Annotated in this window: 11 protein-coding genes; 2 read left to right on the plus strand and 9 right to left on the minus strand. The window is 48.3% G+C overall.

What is annotated here, in order from left to right; genetic code table 11:
* Window positions 1-74: 74 nt before the first annotated feature.
* Complete coding sequence (locus ACYVF1_RS11990) at window positions 75-4,124, plus strand: two-component regulator propeller domain-containing protein (RefSeq protein WP_461078943.1); 4,050 nt, start codon at window positions 75-77, stop codon at window positions 4,122-4,124.
* Window positions 4,125-4,140: 16 nt separating this feature from the next.
* Here ACYVF1_RS11990 and ACYVF1_RS11995 read toward each other — a convergent pair whose 3' ends face one another.
* From ACYVF1_RS11995 to ACYVF1_RS12020, 6 genes are all read right to left on the minus strand, one after another.
* Complete coding sequence (locus ACYVF1_RS11995; RefSeq protein ID WP_461078945.1) at window positions 4,141-4,548, minus strand: putative toxin-antitoxin system toxin component, PIN family; 408 nt, start codon at window positions 4,546-4,548, stop codon at window positions 4,141-4,143.
* On the minus strand, window positions 4,538-4,762 hold the full coding sequence (locus tag ACYVF1_RS12000; protein ID WP_461078947.1) for a hypothetical protein: 225 nt from the start codon (window positions 4,760-4,762) through the stop codon (window positions 4,538-4,540). The genes ACYVF1_RS11995 and ACYVF1_RS12000 overlap by 11 nt, the downstream gene beginning before the upstream one ends.
* A 73-nt stretch (window positions 4,763-4,835) precedes the next feature.
* Complete coding sequence (locus ACYVF1_RS12005; protein ID WP_461078949.1) at window positions 4,836-7,805, minus strand: PVC-type heme-binding CxxCH protein; 2,970 nt, start codon at window positions 7,803-7,805, stop codon at window positions 4,836-4,838.
* Window positions 7,802-9,343, minus strand: a complete 1,542-nt coding sequence (locus ACYVF1_RS12010) for a sulfatase family protein (RefSeq protein WP_461078951.1) — start codon at window positions 9,341-9,343, stop codon at window positions 7,802-7,804. The genes ACYVF1_RS12005 and ACYVF1_RS12010 overlap by 4 nt, the downstream gene beginning before the upstream one ends.
* Before the next feature lie 8 nt (window positions 9,344-9,351).
* Window positions 9,352-11,559, minus strand: a complete 2,208-nt coding sequence (locus tag ACYVF1_RS12015; protein WP_461078953.1) for a hypothetical protein — start codon at window positions 11,557-11,559, stop codon at window positions 9,352-9,354.
* Window positions 11,556-12,587, minus strand: a complete 1,032-nt coding sequence (locus ACYVF1_RS12020; RefSeq protein ID WP_461078955.1) for a hypothetical protein — start codon at window positions 12,585-12,587, stop codon at window positions 11,556-11,558. Before ACYVF1_RS12020 ends, ACYVF1_RS12015 begins: the two co-directional genes overlap by 4 nt.
* A gap of 126 nt (window positions 12,588-12,713) precedes the next feature.
* Here ACYVF1_RS12020 and ACYVF1_RS12025 point away from each other — a divergent pair, with 126 nt between their 5' ends.
* Complete coding sequence (locus ACYVF1_RS12025; RefSeq protein WP_461078957.1) at window positions 12,714-14,402, plus strand: glucosidase family protein; 1,689 nt, start codon at window positions 12,714-12,716, stop codon at window positions 14,400-14,402.
* A gap of 55 nt (window positions 14,403-14,457) precedes the next feature.
* Here ACYVF1_RS12025 and ACYVF1_RS12030 read toward each other — a convergent pair whose 3' ends face one another.
* The 3 genes from ACYVF1_RS12030 to ACYVF1_RS12040 form a co-directional block, all read right to left on the minus strand.
* A complete protein-coding gene (locus tag ACYVF1_RS12030; protein WP_461078959.1) occupies window positions 14,458-14,721 on the minus strand; it encodes a hypothetical protein in 264 nt (87 codons plus the stop codon).
* A 156-nt stretch (window positions 14,722-14,877) separates the two neighbouring features.
* A complete protein-coding gene (locus ACYVF1_RS12035; RefSeq protein ID WP_461078960.1) occupies window positions 14,878-16,422 on the minus strand; it encodes an FG-GAP repeat domain-containing protein in 1,545 nt (514 codons plus the stop codon).
* A gap of 289 nt (window positions 16,423-16,711) precedes the next feature.
* Complete coding sequence (locus tag ACYVF1_RS12040; protein WP_461078962.1) at window positions 16,712-18,517, minus strand: RagB/SusD family nutrient uptake outer membrane protein; 1,806 nt, start codon at window positions 18,515-18,517, stop codon at window positions 16,712-16,714.
* Between the last annotated feature and the right edge of the window lie 19 nt (window positions 18,518-18,536).

Below are 18,536 nucleotides of genomic sequence, written 5' to 3' on the forward strand. Positions count from 1 at the left end.
GGGATAAATATTTAGCTTTCTGACACGAAAATTGGTATCATTAAAAGATACCTTTGTCCTATTCTGTCATAGGTATGCGCGTACTGAAGTCGCTTTTCTTGATTCTGTTTTTAGTTGTACCAGTCTTTGGACAGGTCTCGTTTGAGCACCTGACTACGGCGGATGGCTTGTCGCAGAGTACGGTTTGGGCGATTGTGCAGGATAAAAAAGGGTTTATTTGGATGGCTACGTCCGATGGACTCAATCGGTACGACGGATACAGTTTTAAAGTGTTTCGGCGTCAGCCAGGTCTGAAGAATAGTTTGCCAATCAGCAACATCGCAGCACTCTACGCCGATCAGCATAACACAATTTGGGTAGGGCCGCGTAATAACGGCCTGTGTCGGCTACGTCCTGATGGCGAAACGTTTGACCATTTTCCGTTGCTAACACCAGGAACTCCTGATAGTCAAGTCAGTATTTCCTGTTTTGCCGAAGCTAATAATCGGCTCTGGATTGGTACGGCAGAAAAGGGATTATTCTATTATGATTATGCGACGCAAAAAGTTGACCGTTATGCTGATGCCCGAATCGGTACGTCGGTCACGGCCTTGTATCGGGATGAAGCTGGGCAATTATGGATTGGTACAACACAAGGAACAGTATTGGCATTCGGCCCTCAAACGGGCGAATTAGCCTCATATGCCATACCCTTTACAGCCGACGTAGCCGCTCACCATCGCTCTATTAATGTCATCAAAAAAGATCATCTGGGTCGTTTTTGGGTGGGTACGCATGGGCGCGGGCTATTCCAGTTTGAGCCAGATACAAAACAATTTCGTCAGGAATTTATCAAGCCCGGTGTGTATGAAACCGTCAATGTCATCACTGACGTAATCGACGATAAAGCGGGCAATCTCTGGGTAATGACCGATTACGGAGCCTGGTTTTACCCACAGGGCAATTCCGACCGGAAAGTTTATCTGCTGCCCGATAGCGAGGACAGTCATAGCCTGAGCACACACGCCTTAAAACGAGGGCTTTGCGATGCCGACGGAAATCTCTGGATTGGCTCCTGGCAGGGCGGCCTTAACATTCGTTACGCCCAACCCGAGCGGTTCAGTTCGTTCCGACACGAACCCCACAATCCACAAAGTTTGCTGGCCGACCGGGTCACCGCTGTTACGTATGACCGTCTGGGCAATCTGTGGGCGAGTTCCATCAAAGGATTAACCGCCATTTCACCCAACCGACAACAATCTCGTCGGTTTACGTCGGCCAATTCGCCGTTAAAAGCCAACGACGTTAATGTATTATTCCGAACGCCAACCGGCAACGTACTGATCAGCACCTGGACAGCCGGATTTTCGCTGTACAATCCTGACCAGAATCGGTTTACGCCGTTTTTGTTGCCGGGTAAAAGTAAGTCGGTGAAAGCGTTTACTGCATCGAAATCGGGTCGGGTATGGATTGGAAGTCATGAACGGGAATTGTATCTGTTCGATGAAAAAAACGGTCAGTTAGAACCGGTCATGAGTAATGCGTTAACGCAAATTTTTCAAAAGTTCGATCTTAACGTATTAGTCGAAGATGCGTCGGAAAATTTGTGGATTGGTACGTATAATTCAGGGTTGCTACGTTGGAATCGAAAAACGGAGAAGATTCGCCATTTTTCCAGTAGCGATAAACCAGTAGCGCTGGGCAGCAACAGCATTACGGCCCTTTATATTGATGCGCAAAAAAGACTCTGGGTTGGCACTAACGGCAATGGACTTCAGTTGTTCGATGCTCGCACCGAAACATTCCAATCGTGGACAACTAAAGACGGGCTGGCCAATAATTTCATCGCCAGTATTCTCGAAGATGATCAACAAAACCTCTGGCTATCGACGAATGGCGGTATTTCGTGCTTCAATCCGAAAACCCATTCCATTGAAAATTATGATCAGAGCGATGGCCTGATTGGTAAAGAGTTTTTGCCCGATGCCTGCACGCGACTACCATCTGGTGAACTAGCTTTTGGGAATATGCAAGGGCTAGTCGTTTTCCGTCCCAAACGGGTACGGTCGAACACAACGCCCCCGCTGGTTTATCTTTCTGATATAAAACTCTTTAACCGCCCAATCAATCCTGCCGATAGCGATGCGCCAACACAGCTGGATATGACCGACGTAACGAAACTGGTTTTCCATCCTTTCCAGTCAGTTTTTACCATCGATTTTACGGCGTTGTCGTTTCTGCCGCACCGTAACATCCGGTATGCGTATCAACTTGTGGGTTTCGACAATGACTGGAACTATGTTGGCTCGCAACGGTCAGCTACGTACACCAACCTGCGTGAAGGGGATTATCAGTTTCTGGTTAAAGCCGCTATTGGAAACAGTGCGTGGAGCCAGCCCAAAACTGTGCAGATAACTGTACTGCCGCCCTGGTACCGGACGTGGTGGGCGTATCTGTTGTATGGATTATTGTTTGTGAGCGCCTTGCTGACCTTCCGTCGAATTGTCAAAATTCGGGAGCAATTGAAAGCCGATATACGTATTAAGCAACTAGAAGCAGAGTCAATCAAAGCACTCGACGATGCCAAAACCAGTTTCTTTACCAATATCTCGCACGAGTTTCGAACGCCTTTAACGCTGATTCTGACGCCCTTAGACAAACTTGTTTCAGAACCAACCTTTGGCGATCGGCTTCAACACCAGTTTCAAACCATCCAACGTAACGCTCAGCGATTACTACGTTTAATTAACCAGTTATTGGATTTATCGAAGCTGGAAAGCCAGAGTTTAGTGCCCGATATTAGTCGTAACGATATTGTTCCATTTGTGGAACGGATCGTTCATTATTTTGATGAGCTGGCTGAAAGCAAACGAATTACGCTGTCGTTTAGGAGCAATTTTGATACGTTCGATGGTTTTTTCGATGCAGATATTGTTGAGAAAGTGATTTATAATCTGCTCTCTAATGCGTTCAAGTTTACGCCACAGGGTGGAGAAATTCGGGTAAATCTGGCGTTTATGCCAGCCGAAAAAAGCGTATGTATTACCGTAACTGATACGGGAATTGGTATTTCGCCGGGAGCGCAAACACATATTTTCGAGCGGTTTTATCAGGTGGCCGAACAGCATACGCAAAAGAAATCGGGTAGCGGTATTGGCCTTGCGCTCACTCGCGAGCTGGTTGAACTGCACAAAGGAAGTATTACCATTGAAAGCACTGAAAACGTGGGTACTACGTTCACTGTTACGTTGCCGCTCGATGCGCAGGCATTTCCGTCTGAGTGGGTTTCGCAATTGCATGAGATTCTCACAGAATCCATTCAGCCGTTGTTACCCACTACGTTGCCAGAGCAAGTCACTACGTTACCCACCAAAGCGCTACCAATTTTGCTGGTGGTTGAGGACAATGAGGAACTTCGGCAGTACCTGAAAGAAAGTTTCTCAGGAACGTATCACGTACTAACTGCTGCTAACGGTCAGCAAGCTATTTCACTGGCGCAGAAGCACATTCCCGATCTGATTCTGTCAGACTGGCTGATGCCAGTCCAGGCCGGTCCCGAAATGGACGGAACCGAACTTTGTCAGGCAATTCGATCTAACGAAAAAACCAGTCATATTCCGTTTCTGCTACTGACGTCGCGAGCGGCTAACCAGAGTCAGATTATGGCTTTCGGCACGGGTATTGACGATTACATGACCAAACCGTTCAATCTGTCGATTCTGGAAACAAAAATTAAAAGTCTGATCCGAAACCGTCAGTTACTCCGTGAAACCTGGCAGAAAAAAATACTGGCCTCTCCTTCCGACGTTCAACTGCCTCCTATGGAAGAATTGTTCATCCAGAAAGCCATTTCCATCATCGAAGCCCATATCGACGACACTCATTTCGACGTAGAGCAACTGGAAGAAGCAATGAACATGAGTCGGATGCAACTCTATCGGAAACTAAAAAGCATTCTCAACCTGTCGGGTGCGGAATTTATCCGGCAAGTGCGGCTGAAACGAGCAATTCAATTGCTGGAAAGTGGTCATTATAACGTATCGGAAGTAGCCTGGCAAGTCGGCTTCAACGATCCGGCTTACTTCAGTCGATGCTTTAAAAAAGAGTTTGGCAAAGCGCCACAGGAGTTTTTGATGAAGGTATAAGTGACTTCTGAAGTGGCTAAAATAGCTGAAGGAAGTCAGTGGCTTTCAGTACAGGAATCTTTTGGAAGGGGTGCAAAATCAATAAATCTTCATCGCCACTGATAATGCAGGAAGCTTGAGCGGTTAAGGCAAGAGCTAGATACTTATCATCTTTTGGGTCACGACAAGCGGGCACGGTTTCAGTTACCTGAATTTCATGAAATCGACTTAAAAATCGGTCTGCAATTTCCTCCCGTGCTGCCAAACTGAAATATTTATCAAATTTACTTCTGAACAAGACATCGAGAAATTCGAGCCACGTTTCATTTGAATAGACAATTTGACCAATCGAGTCCGCTTTTTTCAGTGCCTGAGCATTGGTTGATAATGGGGATAAAGCCGCGCTAATAAGTGTATTGGCATCAAAAACGAATTTACATTTCATTCAGAATTTGCGCCAGTATTTCGTCAGAAAATCCTTTTTCTTCGGCTTCAGCCCGTATTTTTTCCAAAAAAGGCCAGAGGTCGTCTTCCTGCTTATCTAATAAATCATTTAGAAGCTGGTCAAATTTTTCGGAGATACGTTGTCGAATTTGTGGATTGCTATAACGCCATTTGCGAGCCGTGTCGTTAGCTACCTCAAGAATAATTCGGTCCATAAACGTAGTAATTAATATAGATCAAAAATACGACTAAATGCAGAAAGTACGTACCGAACATCAACGGTTCGGTTTACTTCAATGTCGACAGATACGTCACTAGATCAACCAGTTCCTGCTTAGAGAGCGCTTCGCCAAAAGACGGCATCATCGACCGGGGTGCTTTGGCTTTTGATTGAATATCAGCTTTACGTAGCGTTTGCGTGACACCACCGGGTAATTTCAGTACCAATTCATCATTCGATTCACTGCTGAGCAGACCCATGAGTTGACCACCGTCGCGGGTATGAATTTGATACGTTTCGTAGCCGTAATTAATACCTTCATCGGGATAAAGAATGGCACGAAATAAGCCTTCATTGGAAAGTTTTGCGCCAATTTTAGAAAGTTCGGGACCGAATAAAGCACCTGATTGCTGTACCCGATGGCAGGGTTGGCAGTTTTGCGCAAAAATCGTTTTCCCCTTGCTGGCGACACCGTTTTCGTGGACGAGTAGATAAACGGGTGGCAACGGTTCCCCATTTTTACCGGCGGGTTTGGGCAAATAGTCGGCTGCTTCACGCTTGATTTCGTTACGGAAAGCCCCGAACAATACGCTACTGGCGGTCGGTTTTAATGCGTCGGGAAACGTTTTTTTCTTCACTTCATCGAGCAAGGCGCGTTCGCCAACCCAACTACTTCCCAATAAGCGAACCGCTGTTTTGCGAAGTTCGACTGGGCGTGACTCATCCAGCATTACGCCACTCAGCAACGCCAGCGCATCAGGACTTCCGTTGCCTTTGAGCGCTGTCATGATTGCTTCGGCGGTGGTATCGTCGTGCAATTGCTGCTTAACGAATTCTCTCTCACCGAATTTCCAGAGTAGTTGCATGGCTTCAACACCGACCTGTCGGGCAGCGCAGCAGCGTACCAGATTGAGCAGTTGATCGCGTTTATCGGTCAGGTGAAATTTCTCGACCAGATGCACGTAGCTTTCGGTTTGACCAGCTGTTTTTAACGCTGCTTCGAGCGACTGGTTCAGGATTTCGTTACGTGCTACATTGTTTCCGTCCATATGTTCCAGCGCCAGTCGCTGAATATCAGGGCGAGAATCGGTCAAGAGTGAACGTAATACGTCGTTTTTATCCGGCGATCGATGAAAATCGAAGGCTCGGAAATAGCGTAGCGTTTCGGATACGTCGGGGGTTTGCCGAATAAGTTGTCCTAATAATGGCAAGGCTTTTGCCGAACGACTCCGCCAGACAATAGCACGACCAGCGGGTTTATTCCAGTTGGCTCCAACTTTCCGTTGCCAGGCATCAAAACAAGCATCGGCACTCAGGTCGGAGCCGATGCCGAGTGCTTCCAGATACCAGCGATCTTTGCCTGTATGCTGCATCGCCAGCGTCGCCCACGATTCAGCCGCTTCGGGCGTTTTCAGGAAACGTAACGCAATCGCCCACTCTCTACGGACTTCGGGCGCTGGGTCTTTGGCCAACGTAGCACACAATTCAAACGGAAAACTTTCCCGCTGTCGAGCTGTTCGCAAGGCAGTGATACGTAGATCAGGGTTGGGATCACGTAGCGCTTGTTTTAAATAGGAATCGCCCGTTGATGGCAATTTTGTTAACAACCACAACGCCCGCGCTCGCCAAACCGGATTCGTCGATTGATACAATTTCTGCAAACTACTTTCTGCCTTGCTCCCCATTTTTTGCAAACTCACCCAGGCTTTCCGACGTGCTGCCCAGTTCGGACTTTTCAGCGCTTCAGTGGCGGATTCGGGTGTATTGAAGCGAAGTTTCGGAGTGCGATAGGTCGCTTTGCCGCCATAACTTACCCGGTAGATCCGGCCTTTATTTGCATCAGCGGCAGTGCCTCCGCCGATACCGGGGTCGTACCAGTCGGCTACCATTACTGAACCATCGGGCGCTATGCTCACATCAACCGGACGGAACCATTGCTGGCTGCTTTTCAATACGTTATGAATAGTAGCTTTATAGCCAGCACCTTGTTTTTGCGTTGTATATGAACGGACTACGTTGTACAACGCTTCGGCATGAAGCAATTGATTTTGATACAAAATCGAAAATTGGGTTCCTTCGTACACACACAAACCCGCTGGTGAACCCGCACCCGTGATCAGCATGGTTGGAATAACGCCAGGGTCGTTCTGATGCCAGTGCCGTTCGGGAACGGTTTTCTCCAAATTGGTGCGCGAGGCAGTCCAGGCGGCTCCGGTCATTTCGTCGGCAAAACCGTAGTTGCCGTATTCCATGACGTAGTCAATCCGGACGGACTGGTTGCCGTCATCATCGTTATCCGACACCCAAAGATTGCCGAACGAATCCAGCGTTGGTTCGTAGTGATTTCGGAAATTATGCGCGATGGTTTCCAGTTGGCTACCGTCGGGATTGCAGCGTAGAATCAGGCCGTTACGGTATGGATTCCCTTTGCCGTTTACGGGGTTACCTGCTACGTCGATGACAAGTTTGCCATGTTGGTCGCGGACTTCTCCACCATTGTTCCCCATCGAAAAATAGAGTTTACCATCGGGTCCCCAGAAAGGTGCGTGGATGCCATGATCGCGCGCTCCGAATCCCGAAAACAACGTATCGATACGGTCAGCGTGATCGTCGTGATTGGTATCGACCAACATCAGCAAATAGGGAGCCTGCGCCAGATATACGCGGTCTTCGGCCAGCAGCAGACCCATTGGCGATTTCATACCAGGATGCTCGAAGAAAACGGTACGTTTATCGGCTCGACCGTCGCCGTTTGCGTCTTCCAGAATGACGACCTTGTCGCCTTTTTTGTCGAATTCAGCGGGTGCTACGTCGTAGTTATGTGATTCGGTCACCCAAACGCGTCCGCGCTCATCCACGTCCATATTGGTTGGATTCGTCACCAGCGGTTCGGCAGCAAACTGCTGAACTATAAACCCTTTGGGCACCTGCATCGTTGCCAGCGCTGCCCGTGGATCGTGTGGGTCTGGCAATACGTTGATGAACCCAAATGCAAGGGTTATAGCTACGATAATACCCGTCGATATTCCTCTCTTCATACGTCCTCTTTCGCCAGCATATCGGTGGCCTCGGTATCTTTATATTCTTGTGTGAGTTTTTTTAACTCTCGTTTCAACTGGCTAATAATGGCCTGATTTTTAGGATTGGTGTAATCATTTTTCATTTCGTTCGGATCGGTTTTTAGGTCGAAAAACTCCCAGGATTCACCATTTCCGTAGAAATAAATCAGCTTGTAGCGCTCCGTCCGAATACCGAAATGCGCCATTACGCGATGGTCGTACGGATATTCATAGTAGTGATAATAGACGGCTTTTCGCGATTCGGCGGATTTGGGTAGCGGTAGAAACGATTTCCCCTGCATATCGGCTGGGATTGGAACGCCCGCCGTTTGCAGAATCGTTGGCGCAAAATCGGTGTTGACGAAAAGTTGTTTCGTTCGGGTTCCGGGTTTGAGTTTGGGCGGATAACGTACCAGCAACGGCATGTGGAGCGATTCTTCATACATAAACCGCTTGTCGAACCAGCCATGTTCGCCCAGATAAAAGCCCTGATCCGACGAATACATAATCAGCGTGTTTTCTTTCATGCCGTGCTTATCCAGGTAATCCAGCACACGCCCTACATTCCGGTCGACGGATAAAATGCAGGCCAGATAATCGTGCATGTAGCGTTGAAACTTCCAGTTGTCCAGCGCTTTACCGGTCAGATTTTGATCTTTAAATGCTTTATTGAGTGGATCGTAATAGGCTTTCCAAGCCTTGAGTTGCGCCGGATTCATGCGTTTGATAATCGGCATGGTATCGATATCGACTTTCAGGTCGAGGACGAGTCGCATGGTGGGCGTCGCAATCTGCATATCCTGATGCTGAGCTGCTTTACGGCCTTCATACGTATCGTAAAAAGTCGCTGGCATTGGAAACGTTTTGCCATCAAACGCGTGTAAATCAGTAGTGTCAGGTTGCCATTCGCGGTGGGGTGCTTTGTGACCAATAACCAGACAGAACGGTTTCGACGCATCGCGACCGCTATCGAGCCAATTCAGTGCATCGTCAGTAATTACGTTTGTCGCATAGCCTTCTTTCCGAACGGTTTTGCCATCCATCTGAATGAAATTCGGATTGTAATACAGCCCCTGGCCGGGCACAACTTCCCAGAAATCGAAATATTGCGGAGTAGCTTTCAGGTGCCATTTACCAATCCAGGCCGTTTGATAGCCAGCCTGTTGCAAATACTTCGGGAACATGGCCTGACTGGCATCGAAGGTTCCCTGATTGTCGCGATGGCCGTTCATGTGGCTGTATTTACCCGTCAGCAACGTAGCGCGGCTGGGCGCACAAATTGAATTGGTGCAGAACATGTTCTCGAACACAGCCCCTTCGCGCCCAATTCGATCAATATTGGGCGTTTTGATATATGGGCTGCCGTACGCACTAATGGCTTTCAGCGCATGGTCGTCGGAGAAGATAATGATGATGTTCGGCCTCGAGGGCGCTACGTCCTTTACCGGAATCCGACTAAAGGCAGCGAGTACAATTAGCGTTACAATGCCGAAAATGAGTTTGGTAATTCGAGTCATGTCATACCTTATTTTAAGACAATATCGCCCGTTTGGGCATCTAAAAGTAAGGTTGATCCGCGTTCCAGCGGAATCGTTATAGATTTTCCACTTCTCAGACGTAGCGTTCGCGTGCCACCATCTTTGGTATGCAGTAATAGCAAACCGCAGTTGGCGTAGGTAAAATCGTTACGTTCGTTGTAGATGTGACAACCTGCCTGCCTGAAAATTTCCCGAAATCCATCCGTTCCGTTAAGAGGCAATCCGCAGAAAATCGACGTAAACTCTTTCAATTTTTTACGGGCCATAATGACTTGCTTGCTCGTCTGCAATTCGGCCAGCGGTTCGGCCGTTTTGTCATTCACAGCCACGAGTGGCTCCACCGGACCGCTGAATTTGTAGTCGTAAGCGGGTTTTAGGAACGTAACGTTTGGCGTTTGTTTACCGTCGATACGTTCCAGATTCATTCCTGTTAGTGATTTCACGAAGGCTAAATCGAGTCGTTCACCGTTCGTATAGCCCGTCAAGTAATTCCAGACGATGGTACGTCCTCCTTTCGCTACGTTGTTCTGGATGAATGTTCGCTGCGCTTCCGTCAGTTTGTAGACATTCATGAAAACCACAGCTTTATACTGAGCTAGATTGACCCGATTTAGGTCGAAATCGTAGACATGGTCACCAACCGCGCCGGAACGCATGGCCTGCTCAATGGAATGATCCAGTACGTTGACGGTAATGGGTAACGGAGCCGATTTTAAATAATAAAACACATCCTGACTCCAGACATAAAGCACATCAGCCTCAGAGTGATACGGAACGGCAATCCGTTTTTCGAACAGTTCTTTTTCGGCCTTCATAGCAGTCAGATACTTCGGATCGTCCCACCAGCCAAAGCCTTTCTGCGGACCAAAATCATAGAACCAGAAGCCAATTCCCCGCATCAGGGGCAATAGTGCACAACGCTTCATGATACTGGCATAGGTAGTGTCGTAGCGCGAAGTGTAGCGTATGTTTTCAAAATCATTCTTGTACAAATAGCCGTTGTCAATTTCGTCGAACCAGAGTTTGCCGTGAAGCAAAGTCGATTCGATAATGCCGCGCGAATTTCCGGAGCCGCCCGCTTTTCGGCTATCGGGCCAGTACGTTTGCGGGGCCGATAAATAGTCGATGTACGGACTATCGAGAACTTGCTGTATAAACAGGTGACCACCAACAGTTTGGCGATTAAACGTCATATGCAGGTAACCGTAGAAAATACCCGTAACCAGCGGTCGGGGCCAGTTTTCCTTTGCTAGGCGGCAGAAATAGATGGCATCATCGGCAACAACTTGCTGCTGGGCGGTGAAGTAATCGATGGTACGTTGGTCCTGAACGGGATCTTTGAAAAAACCATCCTGCGTTTTGAGTCGCTCGGCTACGTTGGGTACTGTCGCATTATCGAACGTAGTGCTTGTCGATTGCCAGGCTTTTTGGATTGCCGAAACCGTTTTGTATTTGGTCTTAAGCCAGTTGCGAAAGTAGCTCGTCATGGCCGGGCCTGTATCCGGGTCGTGTTCGATGAAGCCCCAGTAATGCCATTCGCCATAAATGCCTCCCGCTACGTGCATACCAATCAAGGCATTGCCTTCAGGCGTTTTCGAGAGTTTTTGGCATAACTCAAACAGTTTCTGACCAGATTCCTGTCGCCAGCGTGTCGATGCCAGACTGGCTCGTAAAGCTGCATGAATGTCGTGTTCTTCGTTGTGATAAGGTGGTCCGGCTAACAACGTAGTATCGACGTGCGCATCAGCATATTGGGTGCATTCTTCCGGATGCGCTTTGTTCCACCAGAAGGGCGCGTTTACATGGATACGTAGCACGACGCCCGCATCTGGACATTGATCAAGGACGCCCCGAATTTGTCGTTGTGCTTTCTGAATATCGAGCGTATCGGCGTTTTTATACCAGATATCTTCGAACCACAAATCAACCTGAAACAGCCGGAATCCAATCTGGCAAAAGTTGTTCAGGTTTCGGGCGGGCACTTCCTCCCACGACCAACGTCCGCCGTATGCGTGTGTGAGCGCGTAAAACGTTGGCGTTTGCGCTTGTCCATTCACAAACAGTGTCGGCCGGCCGTTAAACGGCTTTATTTCAGCCGATTTTGGTGACTGAGCCAGCAGCGATTGATAGCAAATAATCAATAAAAGGGAGATTACAAACTTCATCAGCACTATACTACGTCGATGTTTTATCATTTCGTTTTGCTCTTCAACCAATCCATCAACTGTTCTTGATACTCGCCGAGATAATTGTGTTCAACGCCTTCGATTTCTTTCCACCACAGCTTTACCCCCGCCTTCAGAAAGTCATCTTTGAGTTTGCGATTCTCTACGTTCAGCCACTCTTTTTCGCCCCAAACCATCCAAACCGGCACATTTTTAAATTTAGCAGCTTCATCATAGGTCACGTTTTTGCCTAATGCGGCTGAGTACATTCCGACGGCAGCCCAGCGGTTCATCGTTTTCTGAGCAATACGGAACGTACCACCGCCACCCATCGAGAATCCGTATAGATATTGCCGTTTCGGATCGGTTTTGAATTGATTATCAAAATCTTGTAGACATTCAAAAATGTCGGTTTCGGCGACGTTGCGATAGCCTTTGTCACCCCGCCCCCAGGGTAAAATCATAAACCCTTCCCGGCGACTCATTTGGGCTGTAGCGCCCGCAGGCTTTGGCTGGAGATAGTCGTATAGCATGTGCCAGGGCGGATTATTCGTTCCACCACCACTGCCATGCAGTTCTACGTAAAACGGAAAATCGGTTTTCTTGGTCGCAAAACCTTTTGGCAGAAATAGCCAGTAATAGCTATTTTTCCCATCAGCCTTGGATTTGAAGGCCATAATCAGGGGCCGGGTGCCCTGAAGATATGTTTCCCATTTTGCACCTTCACCCTGCAAAAAGGCCAGTGTACCCACGGCTGCCTTAACTTGTTTATCATCAGGACGTAACCCGTGCGTCGAGTCCAGGCTCATCAGGATAACCGATTCGAAGTGGCGTTTCAGAAGTGGATTTTTCTCGTTTGCGGCCAACGTCCGTAAATATGCCACTAACTGCTGTATCTCATTTCGCTCGCTTGCCAAGGGCAGTTTGGATGCTTCACTAGTTGTATTCGAGGTAGCTGACTGTGCATAGCTAGTGATGTACGTAACTACCAGAGCGAGTAACAGAGCGTATTTTCTATACCTAAATGCGAACGTATTCATCCGATTTATGAGATTCATGTTGCAAACAACGTGTCCTGAATGGCTTACTTATCCTGCTTTATCCTGACCATCGACAAGGCAGGACAATGGCCTGATCGTAATCGTCTTACTTGCAGCTAATTCGTTTATAGTCTATCAAGAACTATGAAATCGCTTTATAAAGCCCTTCTACTTTTCGCATTCGTTATTAGTAGCTTATCCATCAGCTTCGGTCAGCAGCAAACTCAGTTTGGCAAAGGGACTGATGAGTATGGCACGCTTTTCAATAGCCTGAAAGATCAACTTATTCATACCCAATATCGAAAAACGGTTCACTTCGGCGGGAAGGAACGTAAACAGTTTGTGCAATGGATTCGGGATCATGTGCACGTAATGAAAGCCATGAAATACCTGGAACCGGATATCAGTACGTTTTGGCAGTTTTTCATCGAACAGCAAACGCCCGAAGGGCTGTATTTCGATTACTACTACCCGATGGTAGCGCGGGAAAATCACCGGCTCAATCTGTTTGAAAAGCGATATTGGAAAGTGTTTGCCCGCGATACCATTCAAATGCATCGGCTGCCAGTTGAGGCTGATTTAGAGTATTTAATGGTCGAGGGCGGACATTACATCTGGCAGGCTAACGGTGGTGATACGTCTTACATAAAAACCTGGATTCCCCGACTTGAAAAAGGAATTCGTTATTCGATGACCGATCCGCTACGTTGGTCCAAAAAATACCAGCTCGTGAAGCGCGGCTACACGCTCGATACGTGGGATTTTATGCAGTTGCCCACCACGCGAGCCGAATATGTAAAACAGGGAAAGGATGTACAGACTGGCATTTTCAACATCGACGAAAATACACCGATGGGCATTATGCATGGTGACAACAGCGGTACCTATGCCGCCTGTCGGCAACTGGCCCAACTTTATACAGCTTTAGGAAACGTAGCAAAAGCAACGTATTGGACGGAACAGGCCGATGGCATTCGGAAACGCACGAATGATCTTTGCTGGAACGGGAAATATTACGCGCACTTTGTCCCCGACGATCCGGTCCCTTCCTATCTGAGCATGGACCAGAAAAACACGCTGAGTTTATCGAATCCGTATGACATCAACCGGGGATTACCGACGGATGATATGGCTCAGTCGATTATCCAAACGTACCAGAGTCTGAAAGAAAAAAACGTAGAAAATTCATTTGCGGAATGGTTTGGCGTCTATCCGCCAGTTGAGCCCAGTTACGCGGATTATCTGCCGGGCTCCTACATGAATGGAGGTGTCAACACCATTGTTGGCGGAGAACTTGCCAAAGCCGCTTTTCAGCATGGTTTTGAAGAATACGGCGTAGATATTCTGAAACGCATGATTGAGTTAAATGAAAGTCACGGTGGCAAACTTCCCGTATCCTACAAACCCGATGGTACGGTTGACGAAGGCATTCCCGACAACTGGGGACAAGCGGCCATTATGAGCGCGATGGTTGAAGGATTAGCTGGTGTAGTCGATTTGGGCCACTCGTTCGAACAGGTTGAACTGGCTCCGCGATGGTTATCCGCTGGGAAAAACGAAGCGGATATCACTATTGCGTACGGTCCATCTGGAAAATACGTTCACTATGATTATCAGCACAATCCGCAACGCAAAACCATTACGTTGTCCATTGACGGAGCGTCAAAACAATACAATCTCCGCCAGCTTCTACCAGTCGGGAAACGCTTGAAACGCCTGACAGTTGATGGTAAAGCAAACGCTTCGACGCTCCAAGTAGTACGTAACAGTCAATACGTTCTGGTGAAAAATATACCAGGTGGAAAGCACTCAATACAGCTAACGTATAAATAATTGATCCGCTTCAATATGACTTTTAAATCCTAATTGAAGCGGAGGATACTGCATTTTAAGAACTCGCTTGAGTATCTGGCCGACATCTTTTACAGGTTACAGCGCCAGTTTTCAATTTTTCCTCCAGCTTTTGGGCGGCATCTTTGGCCTCTTCATAAGAGAAAAAACCGCCGTGCCAGCGGCCCATAGCATTGCCTAAAACATTGGTTTGCAACCCTCTACCGTAATTACAAAAGGGGCAATCTTCCAGATGGAGCGTGATTTTAGGAGTGCGATAATATGCATAAAAATACACTCGTTTATTGTTGACTTTATTCATTGCAATAGGTGCTATTGACCTAATTATCAGGTAATAGACTTTTTTCAGGTTGTTAATAAGTACTCACTCTACTATTACTCATGACGAAAAGCGACTCGCTATAATTCTCGGTTTAATCACAATTACAGTTTTTTAACACTTGCCTAAGCTGACTTTTCAACGTTTGCCAGACGTGGTATTTTCCAGCAAAATCAGTGGGAGATTGCCGTTCCAGTTGGGTTTAAATCCGACTTCATTCAGAAATCCCCGCGCATAATTGCCCAGTACTACGTCTACATCGCCATCGTGGTCCCAATCCTGCGCGTCCATGCAAAGCCACCGGCCGTATTGACTCACTGGAACGGCGTGTGGCTGAAATTGGGCCGTTTTCTGTTGCTCAAAATAGATGAACGTTTCGGCGGGTTTATTTTTCAGATCGGCGAAGAACGCAATGGTCGCTACGTCCAGATCGCCATCTTGGTCAAAGTCAGCAGCCAGCGCTTTCGTACAGCCGTTGATGGGATAGAAATATGTTTGCTTATACTGCCTATTTCCCTGATTAATGAAAATATAAACGCCGTGAAAGGACTTCAGAATACGGGAATAATCGCTGTTATCGCCACAGGTGTAGAGAATATCCAGACGCCCATCTTTGTTGAAATCGACTAGCTGAAAGCTCGTGGAGCCATAAACGGGTGGGAAACGCAGCAGATTTTGTTCCGTAAAACCGCCTTGCTGATCGTTGGTAAACAGCCAGATTCCTTCATCGGCATGCGCGAACAGGGTCATGAAATCGAGCCAGCCATCGTGGTTAAAATCGCCCGTGATGGTCTGCGTAGCGCCGGGGACTTCTTTAATAATCAACTTGTCAAATTGGTGATCGCTACGTTGTTTGAGCCAGTATAATCCGCCTGCATTATGTCCAAATCCACAAACAAGCCAATCGGTCAGGCCATCGCGGTTGAAATCGCCGGGCGTAGATTGGATAGGACGTGGCAGTTGCTGCGCCAAGGGACGTAGTGAAGCATTCGCTGATTTGTTTAGGTCAATTTCCAGCACTTCGCCAACGGGTTTGTCAACGGCCAGCATGGTCCCGATGCAGGTGAGCAATGCCTGACCAGAGCCTGTTACGTTATGTAGAAACGTAGCATTAACGGCAGGCGATGGCAGTTGCCGAACAAGCGTTGATTTTAACGTAGCATCCCATCCATAAAGTCCACTGCTGGTTTCGTCGCTGCTATAGATATGTCCACCAGTAGAGTCAATAGCGACCATTGTTGTAGTCGCGAGTTGGTCTTTTATTTCGGCAGGTTTTACCAGTTTAAAGATTGACCAGTCGTTGACGAGAGGCACTGAAGGAGTCGCTTTTGCGAGTGTGTCAGGGGCCAGTTTTTGGTAGTAATCAATCAGCTTAGTCCAATCTTCGAGCGAAATGGCCGCCGTAGATGGTCGGAAATAGTGGGTTTTCTGCCAGACTTCCAGCCCTAATTTCGTTGCCATTTCTGGTAATACATGCTTCTGCCAAGTTTCTTTATCCAGCATTTCAGGCGAAACCGGTAAATGACACGTACCGCAATATTGCTGAGCCAGTTTTTCACCCTCCAACGTCGCTGGATTCTGCACCTTTCCAGATGATTCCTGCCCGGATTGACAGCTGGTAACTCCGATCCACAAAAACGACAGGGCACAACTCCAGAAAATAACAAATGACAGTCTTTGCATAACTGATTCGAATTAGCGTAACCATTGACCGACTATAAATAGAAAAAAGGCAGCACGGCGACTGCCTTTTATCCTTACTGAAGGGGTGGTCATTAATATTTAAGTAACACTGTATGCAGTTCTATGTACCAGCGTTCACGCCCGAGAGCCGTTCGATTATTGTACTTATTCTTTAGCTGCCCTGGCGACTCCCAGACGTGGACGCTGGTACGAATTAGGCCCTGACAGGCTCCGGCAACTCCGACATCGGACCGCCGAAGCGGCCGGAGCCTGTCAGGGCCTACCACTATTAATTATAGCCAGGATTCTGCGTCAAGGACGATTTCCCACCGGAGGTGCTCAGGTCAATCTGGCGTTGCGGAATTGGGTAGTAATCGTTCTTCCCACTCACAAAACGTCCACCCCGAATATCGGTTGCTATCGTGCTTTCGTACGTGAAGTAGTTGTTCAGCGTAGGTTCAGCGATTCCCCAACGTACCAGATCGAAGAAGCGGTGACCTTCCATCGCCAGTTCAAGTTTACGCTCAAAGTAGATGGCTTTCAGAGCGCCGTCTTTGCCTAAGCTGGCGAAGCGGCCCGCCGGATAAACCTCCATTTTGTAGTTCGCAGCTGGCGTATTTGTGTATCCGGAAAGTGGAGCCGCATCGTTCACGTACTTGTAGACAAAATTGACCGGATTAGCCGCCCGCGCCCGTACCTGATTGACGTAGGTCTGCGCCTGTGCCAGATTGCCCAACTGTGCTTCAGCTTCGGCCGCCATCAGAATTACATCGGCGTAACGTATCAGGTTCAGGTTAATCGCTGTACCCGGAGCCCACGAGTGCTGATCGGAATACTGGTTCTGCGTTGCCTGCATATATACGTGTTTTTTGGGCGAGTATGGCCCCGCATACGTTTGACCTGGGCTCCGAATCCAGTCGGCTCCCGGGTGATTTCCCCAGTCGAGATAAGGCAATCCACGGCGACCAATGGTCCAGTCGATACGTGGGTCCAGATTACCAGCGTCGGGCGTGAAGGGTTGCGTAGAAGCAATTCCCTGGTCGTTTTTCACCGGGTGCGTATTGTAATCATCCAGATACGGCAGGCCCGTTGCATCGGTCCGGTACGAGTTAGCTAAATCCTGCGAAGGCTGATAGAAACCGCAGCACCGGAACGGACTATTGCCGTACGGATAATTCAGCATATCGCCCTGATTGGCGCTGGCAATGGTTCCGGTTCCGTCGTTCGCTACCATCTGAATTGCGAAAACTGACTCCGAATTGTTTTCGGTAGCTGCGTCGAAATTGTCGTGGAATTTCGTCACCAGCGCGTATTTCAGGCCATTGGACGTAACACCCTGACTTATGATCTGATCAAACAGCGCTTTGGCTTCGGCAAACTTATGCTCGTACAGATACGTCTTCGCCAGATACGTAGCAGCCGCCCATTTGTTCGCCCGACCCACGTCTGACTGCGTATTGGGCAGGTTGTCCATCGCGTATTTGAAATCCGCTTCGATGTTCGGCCAAATATCAGCGGTGTTGGTTTGACCACTAGCCGATGACGTCGTGATGGTTTCGTCGATCCAAGGCACTTTGTTCCACATTTTCTTCAGTTCGAAGTAGTAGTGCCCCCTTAGAAAACGCGCCTGAGCCGCAAAACTGGTTTTCTTCGCATCGGTGATACCCGTAGCTTGTCCCAATATGCGCAACGTAGCATTCGTCCGGTTTACACCTTCATAAACTGTCCGCCATTTGCTGTTGAAATAGCCGTTGCTGGCATCGGCCGTGAATTTGGCGATGGCGTCAACGGCGGGCTGGTCGCTACCGTCGCTGCCTTTGTGCGCTTCGCCACCAGCAATACTGCCATAGGTCCAGTTGTCGGGCGAGGCTTCCCAGGCATTCCCGCTGGCGAGGTTCAACGCCGAGCCGTTGTTGTACTGGCCATCCAGAGCCGCGTAGGCACCAGTCAGCAACGCATCAACGCCACTTTCGGTAGCCAGCGTCTGGTCACTCAGCGCGCCCTGCGCCGGAATTTCCAGACTGTCTTTACAGGAATCAAACGTCAATACAACGGCCGTAACCGCCAGGATCGCTATATATTGTGGTATTTTCATCGATTTGAGTTTAATAAGC

This window comes from Spirosoma flavus, assembly GCF_054778555.1.

What these genes read in the sequence shown, in the direction of transcription:
- ACYVF1_RS12000 (WP_461078947.1), bottom strand. Translation starts at nt 4,762, where the DNA reads ATGGACCGAATTATTCTTGAGGTAGCTAACGACACGGCTCGCAAATGG.
- ACYVF1_RS11990 (WP_461078943.1), top strand. Translation starts at nt 75, where the DNA reads ATGCGCGTACTGAAGTCGCTTTTCTTGATTCTGTTTTTAGTTGTACCA.
- ACYVF1_RS12020 (WP_461078955.1), bottom strand. Translation starts at nt 12,587, where the DNA reads ATGAATCTCATAAATCGGATGAATACGTTCGCATTTAGGTATAGAAAA.
- ACYVF1_RS12030 (WP_461078959.1), bottom strand. Translation starts at nt 14,721, where the DNA reads ATGAATAAAGTCAACAATAAACGAGTGTATTTTTATGCATATTATCGC.
- ACYVF1_RS12015 (WP_461078953.1), bottom strand. Translation starts at nt 11,559, where the DNA reads ATGATAAAACATCGACGTAGTATAGTGCTGATGAAGTTTGTAATCTCC.
- ACYVF1_RS12010 (WP_461078951.1), bottom strand. Translation starts at nt 9,343, where the DNA reads ATGACTCGAATTACCAAACTCATTTTCGGCATTGTAACGCTAATTGTA.
- ACYVF1_RS11995 (WP_461078945.1), bottom strand. Translation starts at nt 4,548, where the DNA reads ATGAAATGTAAATTCGTTTTTGATGCCAATACACTTATTAGCGCGGCT.
- ACYVF1_RS12040 (WP_461078962.1), bottom strand. Translation starts at nt 18,517, where the DNA reads ATGAAAATACCACAATATATAGCGATCCTGGCGGTTACGGCCGTTGTA.
- ACYVF1_RS12025 (WP_461078957.1), top strand. Translation starts at nt 12,714, where the DNA reads ATGAAATCGCTTTATAAAGCCCTTCTACTTTTCGCATTCGTTATTAGT.
- ACYVF1_RS12005 (WP_461078949.1), bottom strand. Translation starts at nt 7,805, where the DNA reads ATGAAGAGAGGAATATCGACGGGTATTATCGTAGCTATAACCCTTGCA.
- ACYVF1_RS12035 (WP_461078960.1), bottom strand. Translation starts at nt 16,422, where the DNA reads ATGCAAAGACTGTCATTTGTTATTTTCTGGAGTTGTGCCCTGTCGTTT.